Raw genomic sequence first — 18,306 nt, 5'->3', positions numbered from 1 at the left:
TCGGAAATGCGCCACTGGCCCATATTGAGAGTTTGTTTTGTTAAGTTATCGCCACAGCTTCCATGCTGGTAACCACGCTGATGTGGTTAAACATATTGTGCAAAGTTTGATTCTGGATGCGTTAAAGCAGAAAGACACCCCTTTCGTGTACCACGATACTCACTCAGGCGTTGGCCGCTACGATCTCACTCACGAATGGTCGGAAAAAACGGGCGAGTATAAACAAGGGATTGCACGTATCTGGCAACAGAAAGGTATTCCTACCGAACTGCAAAGCTACCTTGATGCCATTGCAGAGCTCAACCCGGAGGAGACACTTCGTTACTATCCAGGCTCACCGCGCGTAGCTCGGGCTCAACTTCGTGAACAAGATCGAATGGTACTGACAGAACTGCATCCGAGCGACTTTCCATTGCTGGAGCAGGAATTTCATCGTGATCGCCAAGTTAAAATTTTTAAAGAGGATGGTTTTCAGCGCTTAAAAGCCAGTTTGCCGCCGAAAGAACGCCGCGGCTTAGTGCTAATTGATCCCCCATATGAATTGGCTCGCGAATATCGAGATGTGGTCACCGCCATTGCTCAAAGCCATAAACGCTGGGCGACCGGCATTTATGCGATTTGGTATCCAGTGGTCAATCGTGTGGATATCGAAGATATGATTGAGGGTCTTCAAGGGCTCGGCATTCGAAAAATTTTACAAGTTGAACTTGGTGTCTCACCGGACACACTTGAACGCGGTATGACCGCTTCCGGCATGATCATCATAAATCCGCCTTGGAAATTGGAAAGTCAAATGCAAGCCGTGTTACCTTTCCTTAAGGAGAGAATCGCTCCGGCGACCGGACACTTTAACGTTGAGTGGATAGTCCCCGAGTAAAGCATAACCAGTAGGTGGCGAAGTGCGCATCCCGCCGCCGGTAAACCAATAACCCGAGAATTAAAATTGATTGGGCTTCGGAGCAGAGTATTTCTGCTCTCCTTGCCTAAAAGAAATTGGAGAAAGTAATGGCGACTCATTTTGACTATATCTGTATCGGTGGCGGCAGCGGTGGTATCGCCTCTGCAAACCGCGCAGCCATGTACGGCGCAAAAGTTGCGCTGATTGAAGCCAAAGATCTTGGCGGTACCTGTGTCAACGTTGGTTGTGTGCCGAAAAAAGTCATGTGGCATGGTGCACAGGTTGCTGAAGCGATGAATCTCTATGCGGAAGATTACGGCTTTGACGTCGATGTAAAAAACTTTAACTGGGCAAAGTTGGTTGAGAATCGCCAAGCGTATATTGGTCGTATTCATCAATCGTATGACCGTGTCCTTGGTAACAATCAAGTGGAAGTCATTCGTGGCTTTGCCAAATTTGTGGATGAGAAAACCGTTGAAGTCAACGGTGAGCTTTATACTGCTGACCATATTTTGATTGCGGTTGGCGGGCGCCCGACCATTCCAAATATTCCTGGTGCTGAGTACGGTATCGATTCAAACGGTTTCTTTGAACTTAACGAGCAACCTAAACGTGTTGCAGTTGTCGGCGCAGGCTACATTGCCGTTGAGATCGCGGGCGTGCTGAATGCTCTGGGTAGCGAAACGCATCTTTTTGTGCGTAAAGAATCGCCACTGCGTACCTTTGACCGTATGGTCATTGATACCTTAGTGGAAGTGATGGAAGCTGAAGGGCCAACGCTACACACCAACTCAGTGCCAAGTACGGTGGTAAAAGAATCGGATGGTAGCTTGACACTGCACTTCGAAAATGGGCATTCGCAAAATGTAGATACTCTAATTTGGGCGATTGGCCGTCACCCAGCGACGGACGCCATTAACCTGCAAGCGACGGGTGTCGAAACCAATGACCATGGTTACATCAAGGTTGATGCCTATCAGCAAACAAACGTCAAAGGCATTTACTGTGTCGGTGACATCATGGAAGGCGGAATTGAATTAACGCCAGTTGCGGTTAAAGCGGGTCGTCAGTTATCTGAGCGCCTATTCAATAATAAGCCTGACGCAAAGATGGATTACGACCTAGTGCCTACGGTGGTATTCAGTCATCCACCAATTGGCACTATTGGCCTTACCGAAACCGAAGCAGTCGCCAAATACGGCGAAGACCAAGTGAAGGTTTACACATCAGGTTTTACTGCCATGTACACCGCAGTGACTCAGCACCGTCAACCTTGCAAGATGAAATTGGTGTGTGCTGGTGATGAAGAGAAAGTCGTGGGTCTACACGGCATTGGTTTTGCCGTTGATGAAATGATTCAAGGTTTTGGTGTTGCCATGAAGATGGGCGCAACAAAAGCTGACTTCGATTCAGTGGTCGCCATTCACCCGACCGGCAGCGAAGAGTTCGTTACCATGCGTTAAAGACGCAGCGGAATGCTTATAATAAAAAAGCCAGAGAGAATGCTCTGGCTTTTTTGACTCATTAATACGGCTCAAGACTCGGTGTCAATTTATCCATCACATAGTTTTTAACCACGAAATCCGATCCATCTGTGGTTAAGTGCCCGTAATCAAAGGCAATCAGTTCATCACCTACTTTGGCTCGACAGCTCAGCTTGCCTTGTTCATCCGTTCGGCATAGCGATTTCAGCAAATCAATAAATACGAACTTGTTATTCAGGATGTGCTTTAAGTAGTTGTTGTTTTTCACCACACTGTTATCAAAGTTGTCATCTTGAATAAATTCCTCACCATAATGCTTTTGGAAATAAACAAGCGGAAGTGACGGTGACCATTGAGGGAAAGGCCCCATGATGATCACTTTATCAACCCCTAACCCTTTTAGTGTATCGACCGTGTTCAACCAGTCGTTGCTTTCATGAAAGCGTCGAGCGCCTAAAATAACCACCTTAGGTTGGGTTTTCATAATCGCGTCATAAGCAATACGATTGGAATAATTACATCCAATATCCGAACGCGTGGTGCCACTTCGTTTGATCAAGAATGAAGGCGAGCAACCAGAAGAGGTTAATTGACTAAAAGGCACACCTGACGGCAAGTTGTGGCGCAATCCCGTGGATAACGCTCCCATATGAGAGTCGCCCCAAACAAAGACTCCGCCTTTTTTCTGGCTAATACACTCATCACCAACTTGAACTTTACCTGTTAAGTGGATTTGCACTGAGGTATTACATTGATTAAATAAACCTGAAGGGTCGATGTCATAGTGTTGATATTTATCTAAAAACTTGGCTCTAAGTGATGTAGCCCCAACTCGGTAAGGGGTATCCAGTCCATTCATTGATAATACAAACACCGAGCACACTGCGACACCAAGAGACATCCATACTGGTTTAATACTGAAGAATCTTTTCCATTGTTGAATGCTAGGAAATTTCTTAGATTCGACAAATCGATAGCTAAGCCAGCCCATCATCAGTGATAAAGGCACACCGATAACCGACCAGTTGTCGATATGGAAGAAACCGTATACTACGATTGGCCAATGCCACAAATAGATCGAATATGACCACTTCCCTATCGCCTGAAATACGGGATTATTAGTAAATACGCTATCTTGCCGATTTGCCACCAAAATAAAGTAAGTCCCCAACACAGGAACGATGGCGAGATAACCAGGCCAAGCCGTTTCGGCACTGATAAGCCAGTAACACGATACGATCATCAGTAGCCCTAAATACTCTAAACGCTTCTTTGACGATTTAGCTAGAGTTATGGGGTAAATGAACGCAATACCGCCAAACATCATCTCCCAAGCGCGAGTCGGAAATGAATAATAGGCAGCATCGGGCATCTTCATTGTAATAGCGATCCCCCCCATAAAACTGAGTAAGGCCCCCACCACAATTAAGCGTTTTACATTATCGACCGAAAGGAAACGTTTTAAAATCACCAATACAATCGGATAAACAATATAAAACTGCCACTCAACCGAAAGCGACCAAGTATGTAGTAACCACTTAAAATGCGAGTCGGCATCAAAATAACCGGATTCTTTCCAGTAAATAATATTAGAAACAAAAAACACGCTGCTGGTAACGTGTTTGGCGACTTCTTGATACTCTTTAGGAGACAGGAAAAACCAGCCATAAAAAAGTAGACATAAACAAACAACAGATAACGCAGGAATTATTCGGTTGGCACGGGCAACATAGAATTTAAGCAGATTAAATGAATGGCTTTCTATCCCTCGAAATATAATCCCAGTCATCAGGAAGCCGGAGATAACAAAGAAAACATCAACACCGGCAAAGCCGCCAGGCACGAGTGCTGAATTAAAGTGAAATAATACAACGGCTATAACCGCTATAGCTCTCAATCCATTGATATCATATCTAAAATTCACAATTCCATAGCTCCATTATCCGATCCCTGTAGATAAAAATAACCGCAGATGGCGTTTCGCTATGATTGAACGATACATTGGTTGTAATGACATGCGCTAGAAACCCATCACTGACATAAATTTGACACTCAGCCAATTATAAAGTCAACGCTATGGGTGGAGGTTTTCACTCCGTGATGAGCGATTCTCTAATAAGAGATCTGTTTGCTTCTTTAATTTGAAACGTTTTAACTAGTGCTTTATCAACACTTAGGTTTGTATTGGCTAACTTACAAATAAAACATTAGTTAAATAATACAAACCGCAAGACATAAAAAAGACCACCCTAAGGTGGCCTTTTTTGCTATCTGTTTTTTACATTATGAGGACTTCATTGAAGCCAATAGAGAATCCATTTCACTGATTAGTTGCTCAGTTTTTGGGTCAACCTCTTTCATCGCAGCCATCACTTTCTCTTGCAGATCTTCATTCAGCTTACGAACTTCGGGATCCGCTAAGAATTTCGCGCGAATCTCAGCTTGATCATCTTTGGTTTCTTTCAGTGAAGCCATCACCTCTTGACGCTGCTCATCTGAAACGTCTTGATCAGCCAATTTCGTTTGCGCGTCGACTAATGCTTTTTTCATTACATTAGGATCGTAACCAATTTCTGACGCTTTCTCTTTGAGCTTTGCATTGGTTTCATCAGCGGCTTTAACTAAGTCTGGATTTTCTTTAAACGCTTTATCCCAGATACCGTTGAGTTCACTTTGAATCTCACCAACACGTTGTTGTGCTGGGTTCACTTGTGCCGCTGCTTGACCGTTACCTGCAGGTGACACTTCAGCCGATGCTGGCAGTGTGTACAATGCTGCGAGTGAGAGCGTCACACTCAAGATTAGTTTTTTCATAGAAGCACCTTTTTTCAACATGGTTCCAACATGGGATCCTCTTTGAGTCTATAAGGTGCTGAAGCTCAGCAGTCAGTGCTCAGTCATGGAGTGTTAACACTCTGTCAAATAATCGACACTTTGCTATTTGGTGCACATCACGTTGAGGAGCGAGGTACCTTTTAGCTTGGTCACTTTACCGCTGGTAAATAAACCATGACGGTCACTGCCCCAGTAAGGTAAGTGCATTGGCCACTTATCTTTTTCCATCACATCAGAGCCAATAAAACGTGACCATTCGACTTCCGTCGGCAATTTCATGCCCAATTGACGGCAAACTAAGGTCGCATCATCATAATTTAAGCGATTCCACGCTTTGTTATGCTCCATATAAAACTGATGATCGCTATTGGTAACGTAAGGTACGACGTATTCAACCCCAGAGACTTCCCCTTGCAAACGCAGGTCAATATCCATATTGGCGATAGGCTTGGCCGAAGACGTGGCTGAGACTTGCGATTTAGCGACGGGCTCACTTTTCGCTGGAGCAAACACGGTGGTTTTTTGTGAACTGCCCGTCTTGGGCTGTGACTTGGTCGCTGCCACAGGTTTTGCAGCCTGCGCTTTTACAGGGGGATTAGCGACGCCTGGCACCACTTCACGAATAAACGCTTCACGGTAAGCTCGCTGAGTACGCAATGATGTTAAATCTCGATTGGCTTCTTGAAAATCTTTATACGGACCGATAAGACAGCGAACATTATTGCCTTCATGCTTCATCCATACATCGGTTGAAATATGCTGATAAATGGGCTTGGCTTGCGCTAATGAAAGTGGACGATTGAGCAAACCACATTGAATCCAGAACAGTGATGCATTGTTCTTTGGTTGCTGTTTTCCCCACAACCCACGGCCAATTGGGCAACTTTTATCTAAAACAGGCAGTTGTTGACTCGAAGCTTGTTGGGCATCACATAAGAATTCTTCCGCACTGACAGGTTGAATCCAGAGCGAGGTAGAAAGTGCAGACAGAGAAAAGAGTATCGCCCAAGGACGTGCAGATTTTACAGCCATCATGTTATCCATATGTTTTTACTCATAATGATTTAATAGTGACATTCTTGACGGTTCACTGTTGAGAAAAAAATAAATGCAAAAAAAGAGCCGTTATTGATAACGACTCTTAGTGTAGGAATATTTTTATCTCAAAATCTTAGTATGAGATCACCCTTTATAGATTTTGGGGTTAAATACATCACGTAACCAGTCACCTAACAGGTTGATAACCAAGACTAAGGTCACAAGCACGATGCCTGGGAAGACGGTAATCCACCATGAGCCAGAGAAGATGTAGTTAAAACCAATGCTGATCAGAGAGCCGAGAGAAGGCTGGTCGACGGGTAAGCCTAAGCCAAGGAATGACAGCGCCGCTTCAGACATGATGGCATTGGCAACTTGTACCGTAGAAATCACTAAAATCGGCGACAGACAGTTCGGCAGAATATGGCGGAACATAATTCGTAGCGATTTAAAGCCCATGACACGCGCCGCTTCAACATACTCTTTTTTCTTCTCAGCCAGTACCGATGCACGAATGGTTCGCGCATACTGCGGCCACTCAGCAATCCCGATGATCACGACCAACATTACAACCGCGTATTGACTGTAAAACTCACTACCAAAACTGGCTTTAAAAATTGCAGAAACAATGATGGCGACCATCATGGTGGAGAATGAAAGCTGCACATCCGCAAAACGCATCAGGAAGCTATCAATACGACCACCAAAATACCCTGCCGATAACCCAATCAAAATACCAAGTAGCAGCTGCAAACCAACAGCCAAAAAGCCGATGGTCAGTGATAAGCGAGAGCCATAAAAAATAGTCGATAAAATATCGCGGCCTTGGTCATCAGTACCAAGAACAAAATCCGCCTCTCCACCATCCAGCCATGATGGCGGCAATTCTGAGTTCATGATGTCGATTGACGCTAGATCATAGGGATTACTCGGGGAAATCCACGGCGCCAATAACGCCGTTAGCACAAAGGCCAAAAAGACCACAAAACTGAACATCGCCACTTTATCGCGGCGAAAGTGGTAGAGAAAATCTGAAGATTTAAAGCGCTCCCAACGTGAAGGCGCTTGAGCTTGAGTCACTTGATTCATGATTACGCCCCTTTTCCTGTTAAGTTCACGGTTGGGTTAATCAAACCGTATAACAAATCGACAATCGTGTTCGTCACCACGAAAATCAAACCAACGAAGATGACATACGCGGTGATAAGTGGCGTATCGACACGGTTGATTGCTTCAAGGAAAAGGAAACCCGTTCCCGGCCACTGGAAGACGGTTTCGGTCAAAATAGTATAAGCGACCATCGTACCTATTTGTACACCACCCACGGTTAGTACAGGCAACATGGTGTTTTTCAGAGCATGTTGAAAATACACTTTTTTAAGTGGTAAGCCCTTCGCTTGGGCGAATTTAATGTATTCAGAGCCTAATACTTCTAGCATTTCTGAGCGCACCAAACGAATGAAGAGTGGCAACATGATCGAGGCTAAAGAAACACATGGCAACACTAAGTGTGCAAGCCCATCAAGAGTAAAGTAGCCAGATTCCCAACCAAGCCAATTCGCGGTTTCTCCTCGTCCGTAGGAGGGCAGCCAACCGAGTTCAATCGAGAAGACATACATCAGCATAATCGCGGTCAAGAACACTGGAATCGAAATACCGATACTGCTGCCAGCCATGATGATTTTGGTAAATAGACTTTTGGGTCGAATCGCTGAGTAAACACCAAGCGGAATCGAAAATACAATAATGATAAAGCTGGCTCCAACAACCAATTCTAGCGTTGCGACCAGTTTGTCAAGAATCACTTCAACCGCTGGGCGTTTGAAGAAGTAAGATGTGCCTAAATCACCGTGCACAGCAGCGGTAACAAAGCGAGTATATTTTGTAATGAAGGGATCGTTGAGGCCGAGTTCATCACGCAGTGCTTGACGCTCTGCTTCCGAAACCGACTGACCGACAAGCTCACGCAGCGGGTCACCCAGATTATCCTGAATGGCAAACGCCACTAAACTGATCACAAACATCACTATCAGTGCCTGAAACAGGCGCTTGACCAGAAACGAAAACATTCCTTGCCCCTTAACTTTCCATGAGAGATCTGCGAGACACCCTGAGGTGCGGAAATTATTCAGCCTAAACAACGGTATGAAACTCGACTGAATCAAAGTTTAATACCAAAACAGTTAAAACACGCCTTCGAAGCTACAGCAACGAAGGCGTGAGATGTTAACTCAGTGACGTGAGATTACTCGTCGACAACAAGATCACCTAGGTATGGGAAATTCATGGCGTTCACGATTGGTTTGATATGAACGTTAGATTTCGCACCCCAAGCAAGGTTTTGCCAGTGTAGAGGAACAAACGCCGCTTCGTTATAAAGCGTTGTTTCTACTTTTTGCAGCATTTGCGCACGCTTCGCTGGGTCCGTTTCTACGTTCGCAGACTCAATCAAACCATCCACTTCTGAATTTGAGTAGTGACCACAGTTGTACTGACCTTTACCTGTTTCTTCATTACGAGTCATGGTTAGGAATTCAGTGAAGTTGGCTGAATCTTCAGTATCCGAGTGCCAGCCGATCATCAGCATGTCAGCCGCACATTTATCAAACTCAGGCCAGTATTGTGCTTTTGGCATGGTTTTTAGGTCAACTTTAATGCCAATTTTTGACAGCATTGCTGCAGCCGCTTGCGCGATCTTCGCGTCATTCACATAACGGTTGTTCGGTGCAATCATCGACAGCGTAAAGCCATCTTCGTAGCCCGCTTCTTTCATCAGCTCTTTCGCTTTCTTCAGATCGTAGCGTGGCTTAAGGTCAGCATTGTAGCCGGCGTAACCTTCTGGGCTTTGCTGACCAGCTGCGGTTGCGAAACCTTTCATGATTTTCTTAACGATACCTTCGTTATTGATTGCATGAACGATCGCTTGACGCACGCGTACGTCTTTTAGCGCAGGGTTGGAATTTTGGTTCATTTGGAACTCGATGATACGAGTACCTGGTAGAGTGACAAGGTCAACACCGCTGGCAGAATCGACACGTTTGTGGTCGTTTGGCGCAACTGGTGCGATCATATCAACATCACCCGACAGAAGCGCAGCCACACGTGTTGCATCTTCTTTGATAGGCACTAGAGTCAGGTTATCCACATTGCCTTCAGATTCTTTATCCCAGTAATCAGCAAAACGCTCAAATTCCACCTTGACGCCTTGTTCACGTGATTTGATCACGAAAGGACCGGTACCTGAAACATGTGTTGATGCGTAAGAGTTACCGTGTTTTACGATCTCTGCTTTATCTTTGCCGCCTTCATCTTTACCCGTGTAGAACTTGCTGTCCATTGGGAAAATGTAGGTAGCCGTTTGCAGAACCAGTGGGTACGCATTTTTAGACACGAGATCAATCGTGTAATCGTCCACTTTCACCACTTCCGCATATGGTTCGAAAATCGCTTTAAAGTCAGGCGAGTTTTTCAGACGTTTGAAAGTCCAAACGACGTCATCCGCAGTCAGTTCGTTACCAGAGTGGAATTTAACGCCTTTACGTAGATGAAAACGGAAAGTTTTGTCATCAACACGTTCCCAGCTTGATGCTAGGCGAGCTTCGAAATCCAAATCTTGGGTGTAACGAACTAGAGGATCAAACACCATGTGTGACATTTGCAGTGTGCCGCCAGAGAGTTGCTCATGTGGGTCGAGAGATACTGGGTCAGCGTCATAAGCAACAGTGATGTCTGCAGCCGATGCTGCAAAACTTAGACCTGCTGCCATTAAAGCCACTGCTAATTTGCTTTTCATGGTTTTCATTGCATAACTCCTTATGCGGGAATCCAATCCCTAGTTGTTGTATTTGCTTCTGTTTATTAGTTCAGGCAAGCCTGATAAATGTGAACGCCTTTGTTAAGCGGTTTTCACATCTTCTCTTAAGCCTGTAAATTCAGGCATTAAAGAAATCAATTGTTTACTGTATTCGTTTTGCGGATCAGTAAAGAGCTGTTCAGTGGGTGCTACTTCCAGCAATTTACCCATTTTCATCACCCCAACGCGATCGCACATCTGGCGAATCACAGGCAAATCGTGGCTGATAAACATCATGGTGAGATTGAGCTCATCCTGCAAATCCTTCAACAGGTTGAGAATTTGAGCCTGAACCGAAACATCCAGTGCCGACGTCGGCTCATCACAAATCAGTAAACGAGGTCGCGTCGCAAGTGCACGCGCGATAGAAATACGTTGGCGCTGACCGCCAGAAAACTCATGAGGGTATTTTACGCCCGCCATACGACCCAAACCCACGTGATCAAGGAGATCGTGAACGATCTGCCTTGTTTCGCTCTCATTTTTCGTCAATTTATGAAAACGAATTGGCTCTGCAATGATGTCGAAAATTTTCATTCGCGGGTTCATTGACGTGTATGGGTTTTGAAACACCATCTGCATTTGACGACGAATAGGACGACGCTGCTTCTCGGAGGTTAATGCCGTTAAATCAATACCTTCAAAGGTCACTTTACCTTCATTTGGTTGATACAAACCGGCGATAACACGAGCGATGGTCGATTTACCTGAGCCCGACTCACCCACCAAGCCAAAAGTTTCACCTTCAAACACTTCAAAGCTCACATCATCTGATGCCTGAACATATTCACGACGACTTTCAAACAACGAATCTTTGGTAGTAAAGCGTAGGTTCACATGCTCAACATTAAGCAGAGGCCCTGTATAAACGCGCTGGTCTTGGCTTTGACCTAACCAATGGTTTTTGACATCAAGAGGCTGATGTTCTTGCGCCTCTTCAATGTAGTTAACCAAAGGAAAACGGTCGAGTTTCATGTCTGAGCGTGGCACTGCAGAAATCAAACTGTGAGTATAAGGATGCTCCGGTGTACCCAAAACTTTGGCGGTTGGACCAAATTCAACCAAGTCACCGCGATACATAACCGCGACTTTATCCGTCACATTGGACACCACGCCCATGTCGTGGGTAACCAACATACAACCGACATTATTTTTGATACACAGTTCGCGAATCAATTCCAAAATCTGATCTTGGATTGAGACATCAAGCGCCGTGGTCGGTTCGTCAGCGATAATTAAGTCGGGCTCACCCGCAAGCGCAATGGCGATGACGACACGCTGACGCATGCCACCAGAAAATTGGTGAGGATACTGTTTAAGACGGTTCTCTGGTTGTGGAATACCCACTTGATTCATCAACGATAATGCACGTTTATACGCTTCTTCATCAGAAACTTTCATATTGGCATGAATCGTTTCTTTAAGTTGATGTTCCACCGTAAACAGTGGATTGAGTGACGTCATCGGGTCTTGGAAAATAAACCCAATTTTTGATCCACGGATTTTGCGCATCTCTTCAGCGGATAATCCTGATATTTTGGTGCCATCAAGATACACATCGCCACCAGCAATGCGTCCCGGAGGGCTTAACAAATCGCTTACCGCGTTACCAACGGTCGATTTACCCGCCCCTGACTCTCCGACCACACCGACGATTTCGCCGCGTTCGATACTAAAAGAGAGCGATTTAACCGCGGCATGAACACCATGACGCGACGGGTATTCAATACGAAGATTTTTGACTTCTAAAAGTGACATTACCAGACCTCTACAACTGCGGCACTTTAGCCCTGTCTGAAAGTTGAATCCATTCGTACCAGCATAAAACTCTGGTAATCTACAAGCTGTTCAATTTGGCAAATATTTCACGGAAAAGCAACAAACAGAGTATAAAAAGTCGAGATCACGCGATTATAAAGCAGCTTATACAAAGCGACATGCATCATGCATGCATAAAACATCATTGAGCCTATTTTATAATACGACACACAATATCGGGATATCAGGCATCTATAACCAAACCCCCTGTTGTGTTTCAATTTAAAGACAGAATAAAACCCCATTTCCTGACATAAAACGCTCATTAACATTATCAATACAAAACCAAGATAAAACCACCATCAACTGAAATTTAAAACCATATAAAAACCATTACATTAGGTTTTTACTCTAAATATTTTAAAAATTAGAACAAATACACTATTCGTAGTTTGTTTATTTCATCCCGTTACGCTGCCTTGATGGCTTACCTTACATAGCAATAAAGAGTGAATCCAAAATCACATTATCAGCATAAGTTATCATTTAATTGCAGCATTTATGTGAACGACAATCCCAACATTGTATACAATCTTTAGTAGCATAAACTTTCAACCTCCTGATTTATAAAACAAATTATAATCAACAGGTGAGTGTCTCCATGGTAAAGCAATGAATAATAAGCGCATTTTTATTTTATCTAGCACGAAAAATCGAAAAAGATAGACATAGATAAAACCACTTCTTCCAAAAAACGGCATTTGCATTGTAAGTTAAGGGCAGCAATCTGAGGCTTTCGCAGAATGGTCGGTGAAGGGGGGATTTGACGTGGCTGGGCTTCCAGACCCCGACCCAAAATTATCACTCACCTGAGGCCTGTTCCTAAACGATAAGCATAAAAAAGCCCCGTCATTGACTGACGAGGCTTTCGTAGAATGGTCGGTGAAGAGGGGATTTGACGCCGCTGGGCTTCCAGACCACGACCCAAAGCTATCACTCACCTTAGACCTGCTCCTAAACGATAAGCTTAAAAAAAGCCCCGTCATTGATTGACGAGGCTTTCGTATAATGGTCGGTGAAGAGGGATTTGACGCGGCTGGGCTTCCAGACCACGACCCAAAGCTATCACTCACCTGAGACCTGTTCCTAAACGATAAGCATAAAAAAAGCCCCGTCATTGATTGACGAGGCTTTCGTATAATGGTCGGTGAAGAGGGATTCGAACCCCCGACCCTCTGGTCCCAAACCAGATGCGCTACCAAACTGCGCTATTCACCGACTTGATTTTGCTTTGTAATCAAAGCTGGAAACCGAAGTTACCAAAATAAATGGGGTGGCTAACGAGACTTGAACTCGCGACAACCGGAATCACAATCCGGGGCTCTACCAACTGAGCTATAGCCACCATCAATTTCTGTGTGTTTACCGCTTGAGCCATAAACAAAATAATGGTCGGTGAAGAGGGATTCGAACCCCCGACCCTCTGGTCCCAAACCAGATGCGCTACCAAACTGCGCTATTCACCGACTTAGTTTCGCCCTGATCTTTCATCAAAGCAGGAAGCCGAAGCTACCAAAATAAATGGGGTGGCTAACGAGACTTGAACTCGCGACAACCGGAATCACAATCCGGGGCTCTACCAACTGAGCTATAGCCACCACTGATTTTTACCGATAACCCTATTCCGGAAGAGAATGGCACGCCCGAAAGGATTCGAACCTTCGACCTTTGGCTCCGGAGGCCAACGCTCTATCCAGCTGAGCTACGGGCGCATGCCCTATCGGCGGAGTGGAATAATACGTAGATCGCTATGCATCGTCTAGTACTTTTTCAACTTTTTTTTATTGTTTGACGCCTTTTTGGGCAATTAAACCCTGCAAACGACGCTTTGGAGGTGTGACCTAACCCTTGAAGCGAGTAACTTGTTGTTTATGGCTATAACTTAACGAGATATAATCACCCATTATTTACATTGATTTAACAGTTGATCCCACTGTGAATCAGATTCGTACTCTAATAATGAAGATAAGAACACACTTATCTATGGAATGTGAAGTGAGCTTAATGTCTATGTCTCGACCTATTTTGAGTTTAGTAATCGCCACGCTAACTTTTTCGACCGCCTCTTTTGCTGCCACCATCACTCAGCAGCAATACGACGATATCGCCGAACGCATTAAACCGGTTGGTGATGTGTATCTCGCAGGAAGCGAGCCCGTCGTCGAAGAACCCAGTGGTCCACGCGATGGTGCAACTGTTTATGGAACATTCTGTATCGCTTGCCATGGCTCCGGAGTCAGTGGTGCGCCCATTAAAGGCAAAGCGGAAGATTGGAGTGCGCGTATTGCCCAAGGTAAAGATGTGATGAAAGATCACGCTATCAACGGCTTCAACGCAATGCCAGCACGTGGTACGTGTATGGACTGCTCAGACGATGAAATCGTTGCCGCCATCGAACATATGATTGAAGGGCTCTAATCGCTAACTCTCGCGATAACGGCAGTTCGTCAAAAAAGGCTGAACAAAATAGTCAGCCTTTTAAGGTTATTTTTTATTGAACATCGCTTTTAAATTCGCAATGTGAGCTTGCCCTTTGGCCATTCGCTCTTCCTGCGATACGGGCTTTTTCGTCATCTCCCACTCGACATCGTCAAATGGTAACTCATCGAGAAATCGACTTTGTGTTGGTTTGATCAATTCACCAAATTGGCGACGTTCTTTACACATCGTAAAGGTCAACTCACGCTGCGCTCGCGTGATCCCTACGTACATCAAGCGACGTTCCTCTTCGACATTTTCTTCGTCAATGCTGGTTTGATGCGGCAAAATGCCTTCTTCACTCCCCATTAAATACACATAGGGAAACTCAAGACCTTTCGACGCGTGCAAGGTCATCAATTGTACAGCATCTGTCTCATCGTCCTCTTCACCGCGCTCCATCATGTCACGCAAGGTAAGTCGTTGAACCACTTCCTTTAAGGTTTTTTCTTCTTGGTCATAGTTGTCACCTTCTAAATCAGCAACAATCCATGAATAGAGATCAGAGACGTTTTTCATCCGCATTTCTGCTGCTTTCGGGCTGGAAGACGTTTCGTAAAGCCAATCTTCGTAATGGATATCACGTACCAATGAACGTACCGCTTCCACAGTATTGCCGCGCTCTGCTTGATCGCTAATTTTCACCAACCAGTGAGTAAAGCGGCGCAGAGTTTCTAGCCCCCGGCCGGTTAAGTGCTGCTCCAGCCCTATTTCAAAGCTAGATTCAAACAAGCTTTTACCACGCATATTGGCGTAACTACCGAGCTTTTCTAAGGTCACAGGGCCAATTTCACGGCGTGGTGTATTCACGATTCGCAAAAAAGCATTGTCATCATCGGGATTCACCAAAACACGCAAGTACCCCATGATGTCTTTAATTTCAGCACGTGCGAAAAATGAAGTCCCTCCGGAGATTTTATAAGGCACCCGGTTTTGCATCAGTGACTTTTCGATCAGCCGCGATTGGTGGTTACCACGGTATAAAATGGCGTAATCGCGATAATGAGTGCGATTTAAAAATTTATGGGCAATCAATTCCCCAGTCACACGCTCGGCTTCGTGTTCTTCATTTTTAGCCAGTAACACTTTGAGCTTCTCGCCATCGGGAATCTCAGAAAACAACGATTTCTCATACACATGCGGGTTATTGGCGATCAAAATATTCGCCGCGCGCAGAATACGACTGGTGGAACGATAGTTCTGCTCAAGCTTAATTAAGCGCAAGTTTGGGTAGTCTTGACCTAACAGAACCAAGTTTTGTGGTTTGGCACCCCGCCAAGAATAAATAGACTGATCGTCATCACCGACCACCGTTAAGCGTTCCCGTTGCCCCACCAGAAGCTTCACTAACTCATACTGACTGGTATTGGTATCTTGATACTCATCGACGAGTAAGTAACGAATACGGTTTTGCCAACGCTCACGAACCTCTTGATTGGTTTTAAGAAGCATCACCGGCATTAAGATTAAGTCATCAAAATCCAGCGCGTTATAGGCTTTCATTTGCTTTTGGTACATCTCAAAGCAAAAAGCGAACAGCTGCTGTTGTTCCCCTTTAGCCATGGCTTTGGCTTGATCAGGGCTTAGCATGTCGTTTTTCCAGTTGGAAATCGTACTTAGCAACTGACGTAACAGGTCTTTATCGCCATCGAGCTGCTGCTCCGTTAGCTCTTTAAGCAATGCCATTTGGTCTTGGTCATCAAATAATGAGAAACCGGCTTTAAGCCCTAACTGCTTATATTCACGCTTAATGATGTTGAGACCAAGCGTATGAAAGGTCGATACCATCAAACCTTTCGATTCCGCTTTACCTAGCGTTTGCCCAACCCGCTCTTTCATTTCTCGTGCGGCTTTGTTGGTGAAGGTAACGGCAGCAATATTGCGTGCTTTGTATCCACACTGCTGAACTAAATAAGCAATTTTATTGGTGATAACGCGTGTCTTACCAGACCCAGCCCCGGCCAATACGAGGCAGGGACCGGAGACATATTTTACCGCTTCATCTTGGCTGGGATTTAACTTCATAACTGTGGTGAATCCTTTGGTTAACGCCGCTAATGATAATCTTCTCTGGTCTTGATGCCAATCATAGAATCGCGACAAAAATCACCTTTATTGCCCACTTGGATTGCAAAAGATTAGATTACTGCTTTAATAAATGAATGAACGTTCATTCAGTATAAATTTATGCCTAAACAGTTAAGCCCAATAAAGCGCATACAAATCATTGAAGCTGCTGAAAGTTTGATTGCAGAACTAGGATTTCGTGGCCTCTCGATGCACAAAGTCGCTAAACGCGCAGGCATTTCTGCAGGAACGATTTACCATTACTTTACCGATAAAGAGCATTTGATTCATCAAGTGCGCCAGCATGTCGCCCAGCGTATCGCCAATGAAGTGCAACACAACATTGACGATGCGATGTCCGTCAAGCAGAGGCATCAAGTGATCTGTCTAAACATTTGGAACCTGAGTGAATCGAACCAGTCGGTGATCAGCAATCGAGTACAATACGAATCGCTGCCAACCGACGACCGCAGAGACATTCAAATTCGAGAACAAAAACTGTTTCACCAAGTACACAAGATGCTGAATCAAGGAAAACAACAAAACATTCTCAAACCTCTGGCAAATGAAATTCTTATCTGCCTTGGATTTGAACCTTTATTAAGCATCGTTCGCAAGAAAAACTGGGGAATCATTCCCCACCAGCCTGATGGCATTGACGCCATTATTGAAGCAAGTTGGGACGCCATTATTCAACACTAAAAAATTGGAGTTAGAGTCACCATGAAAAAGTGGACTTTTGTGATGTTACTGATTGCGTTGCTGTTATTTGGCAGCGTTATTGGAGCCAATATGATTAAGAAGCAAAAAGTTGCCGAGTTTCTTGCCAATATGCCGGAGCAAAGTTTTCCGGTGACCGCGATTGACGTTGAAGCCGTCGATTGGGTACCCGTGATTGAAGCGATCGGCTTTATTGAGCCGAATCAAGGGGTCACCATCGCAAATGAAACCAGTGGTGTGATTGATAAAATTTTGTTTGAGTCCGGCTCCCAAGTAAAAGAAGGCCAGCCTTTGGTGTCTTTAGATACGTCAGTAGAAAAAGCGAATCTAAAAAGCTCCGAAGCACGTTTACCCGCAGCGGAAGCAAAATACAAACGTTATCAAGGCTTGTATAAAAAAGGCTCGATTTCCAAAGAAGATTTTGACGATGCAGAAGCCAGTTACTTATCACTGTCTGCGGATATTGAAAGCCTCAAAGCCTCGATTGATCGCCGAGAAATCAGCGCTCCGTTTGCAGGTATGATTGGTATTCGTAATGTGTATCTCGGGCAGTACTTGCAGGCTGGTACCGACATCGTACGTTTAGAAGATACCAGTGTTATGCGTATTCGTTTTACGGTTCCACAAACTGAAATTTCACGTATTCGTATCGACCAGCAAGTCAATATCCACGTTGATTCTTACCCAGATCAAACCTTTGAAGGTCGAATCAGTGCTATCGAACCCGCCGTGAATGTGCAAAGTGGTTTGATTCAAGTTCAAGCCGACATTCCGAATAGTGACGGTCAGTTGCGTAGCGGTATGTTTGCGCGCGTCAACATCATGCTACCGACACTCAACAACCAAGTGGTTCTTCCTCAAACTGCCATTACCTTTACGCTCTATGGCGATAGCGTCTACGTCATCAATGAAAAAGACGGAGAAATGCGCGCAGAGCAACGAGTGATTAAAGTGGGTGAGCGCAATAAAGACATCGTACATGTGCTTGACGGAATCAACCCCGGCGAGAAAATCGTCACTACGGGTCAAGTGCGTCTCAGCAATGACGTCAAAGTGCACGTGGTTGATAGCAAGGCGACTGAAACGCCTGCTGAAACACCGATGCTGTAACGGGA

13 protein-coding genes and 5 tRNA genes are annotated in these 18,306 nt (G+C 44.9%); 5 read left to right on the top strand and 13 right to left on the bottom strand.

Features of this window, described 5'->3' with window-relative positions; genetic code table 11:
- Positions 1 to 37: 37 nt before the first annotated feature.
- Complete coding sequence (locus M1D72_RS07570) at positions 38 to 877, top strand: 23S rRNA (adenine(2030)-N(6))-methyltransferase RlmJ (protein WP_456296523.1); 840 nt, start codon at positions 38 to 40, stop codon at positions 875 to 877.
- Between the two features lie 128 nt (positions 878 to 1,005).
- Positions 1,006 to 2,361: a glutathione-disulfide reductase gene (gene gorA / locus M1D72_RS07565; RefSeq protein WP_456296522.1), complete on the top strand. Its 1,356-nt coding sequence runs from the start codon at positions 1,006 to 1,008 to the stop codon at positions 2,359 to 2,361.
- Positions 2,362 to 2,422: 61 nt separating this feature from the next.
- On the opposite strand, the gene M1D72_RS07560 is transcribed toward gorA, so the two are convergent.
- From M1D72_RS07560 to M1D72_RS07505, 12 genes are all read right to left on the bottom strand, one after another.
- Entirely contained in the window at positions 2,423 to 4,306 is a 1,884-nt protein-coding gene (locus M1D72_RS07560; protein ID WP_456296521.1) for an acyltransferase family protein, read from the bottom strand.
- Positions 4,307 to 4,665: 359 nt separating this feature from the next.
- The gene (locus M1D72_RS07555; RefSeq protein ID WP_390196791.1) at positions 4,666 to 5,196 is read right to left on the bottom strand and encodes a hypothetical protein; all 531 of its coding nucleotides are present in this window, start codon (positions 5,194 to 5,196) and stop codon (positions 4,666 to 4,668) included.
- A gap of 123 nt (positions 5,197 to 5,319) precedes the next feature.
- Complete coding sequence (locus M1D72_RS07550) at positions 5,320 to 6,252, bottom strand: SPOR domain-containing protein (RefSeq protein WP_456296520.1); 933 nt, start codon at positions 6,250 to 6,252, stop codon at positions 5,320 to 5,322.
- 147 nt (positions 6,253 to 6,399) lie between these two features.
- The gene (locus tag M1D72_RS07545; protein ID WP_390196785.1) at positions 6,400 to 7,344 is read right to left on the bottom strand and encodes an ABC transporter permease; all 945 of its coding nucleotides are present in this window, start codon (positions 7,342 to 7,344) and stop codon (positions 6,400 to 6,402) included.
- A gap of 2 nt (positions 7,345 to 7,346) precedes the next feature.
- Positions 7,347 to 8,324 (bottom strand): ABC transporter permease, encoded by a 978-nt coding sequence (locus M1D72_RS07540; RefSeq protein ID WP_390196782.1) that lies wholly within the window; start codon positions 8,322 to 8,324, stop codon positions 7,347 to 7,349.
- A gap of 176 nt (positions 8,325 to 8,500) precedes the next feature.
- Positions 8,501 to 10,057: an ABC transporter substrate-binding protein gene (locus tag M1D72_RS07535; protein WP_456296519.1), complete on the bottom strand. Its 1,557-nt coding sequence runs from the start codon at positions 10,055 to 10,057 to the stop codon at positions 8,501 to 8,503.
- Between the two features lie 93 nt (positions 10,058 to 10,150).
- Positions 10,151 to 11,866 carry a dipeptide ABC transporter ATP-binding protein gene (locus M1D72_RS07530; protein WP_390196776.1) on the bottom strand — a complete coding sequence of 572 codons (1,716 nt, stop codon included), beginning with the start codon at positions 11,864 to 11,866 and terminating at the stop codon, positions 10,151 to 10,153.
- A gap of 1,201 nt (positions 11,867 to 13,067) precedes the next feature.
- Positions 13,068 to 13,144: transfer RNA gene (locus M1D72_RS07525), tRNA-Pro, on the bottom strand.
- Between the two features lie 51 nt (positions 13,145 to 13,195).
- A tRNA-His gene (locus M1D72_RS07520) sits at positions 13,196 to 13,271 on the bottom strand.
- A gap of 44 nt (positions 13,272 to 13,315) precedes the next feature.
- A tRNA-Pro gene (locus M1D72_RS07515) sits at positions 13,316 to 13,392 on the bottom strand.
- A gap of 56 nt (positions 13,393 to 13,448) precedes the next feature.
- Positions 13,449 to 13,524: transfer RNA gene (locus tag M1D72_RS07510), tRNA-His, on the bottom strand.
- A gap of 37 nt (positions 13,525 to 13,561) precedes the next feature.
- Positions 13,562 to 13,638 (bottom strand) — tRNA-Arg (locus tag M1D72_RS07505).
- Between the two features lie 292 nt (positions 13,639 to 13,930).
- On the opposite strand from M1D72_RS07505, the gene M1D72_RS07500 reads away from it, so the two are divergent.
- A complete protein-coding gene (locus tag M1D72_RS07500; protein WP_456296518.1) occupies positions 13,931 to 14,344 on the top strand; it encodes a c-type cytochrome in 414 nt (137 codons plus the stop codon).
- A gap of 66 nt (positions 14,345 to 14,410) precedes the next feature.
- On the opposite strand, the gene rep is transcribed toward M1D72_RS07500, so the two are convergent.
- Positions 14,411 to 16,429 carry a DNA helicase Rep gene (gene rep / locus M1D72_RS07495; protein ID WP_456296517.1) on the bottom strand — a complete coding sequence of 673 codons (2,019 nt, stop codon included), beginning with the start codon at positions 16,427 to 16,429 and terminating at the stop codon, positions 14,411 to 14,413.
- Positions 16,430 to 16,591: 162 nt separating this feature from the next.
- On the opposite strand from rep, the gene M1D72_RS07490 reads away from it, so the two are divergent.
- Entirely contained in the window at positions 16,592 to 17,173 is a 582-nt protein-coding gene (locus M1D72_RS07490; RefSeq protein WP_390196767.1) for a TetR/AcrR family transcriptional regulator, read from the top strand.
- 21 nt (positions 17,174 to 17,194) lie between these two features.
- On the top strand, positions 17,195 to 18,301 hold the full coding sequence (locus M1D72_RS07485) for an efflux RND transporter periplasmic adaptor subunit (RefSeq protein WP_456296516.1): 1,107 nt from the start codon (positions 17,195 to 17,197) through the stop codon (positions 18,299 to 18,301).
- The last annotated feature ends 5 nt before the right edge of the window (positions 18,302 to 18,306 follow it).

This window comes from Vibrio sp. AK197, assembly GCF_053903115.1.
This window is presented reverse-complemented; position numbering and strand designations above follow the sequence as displayed.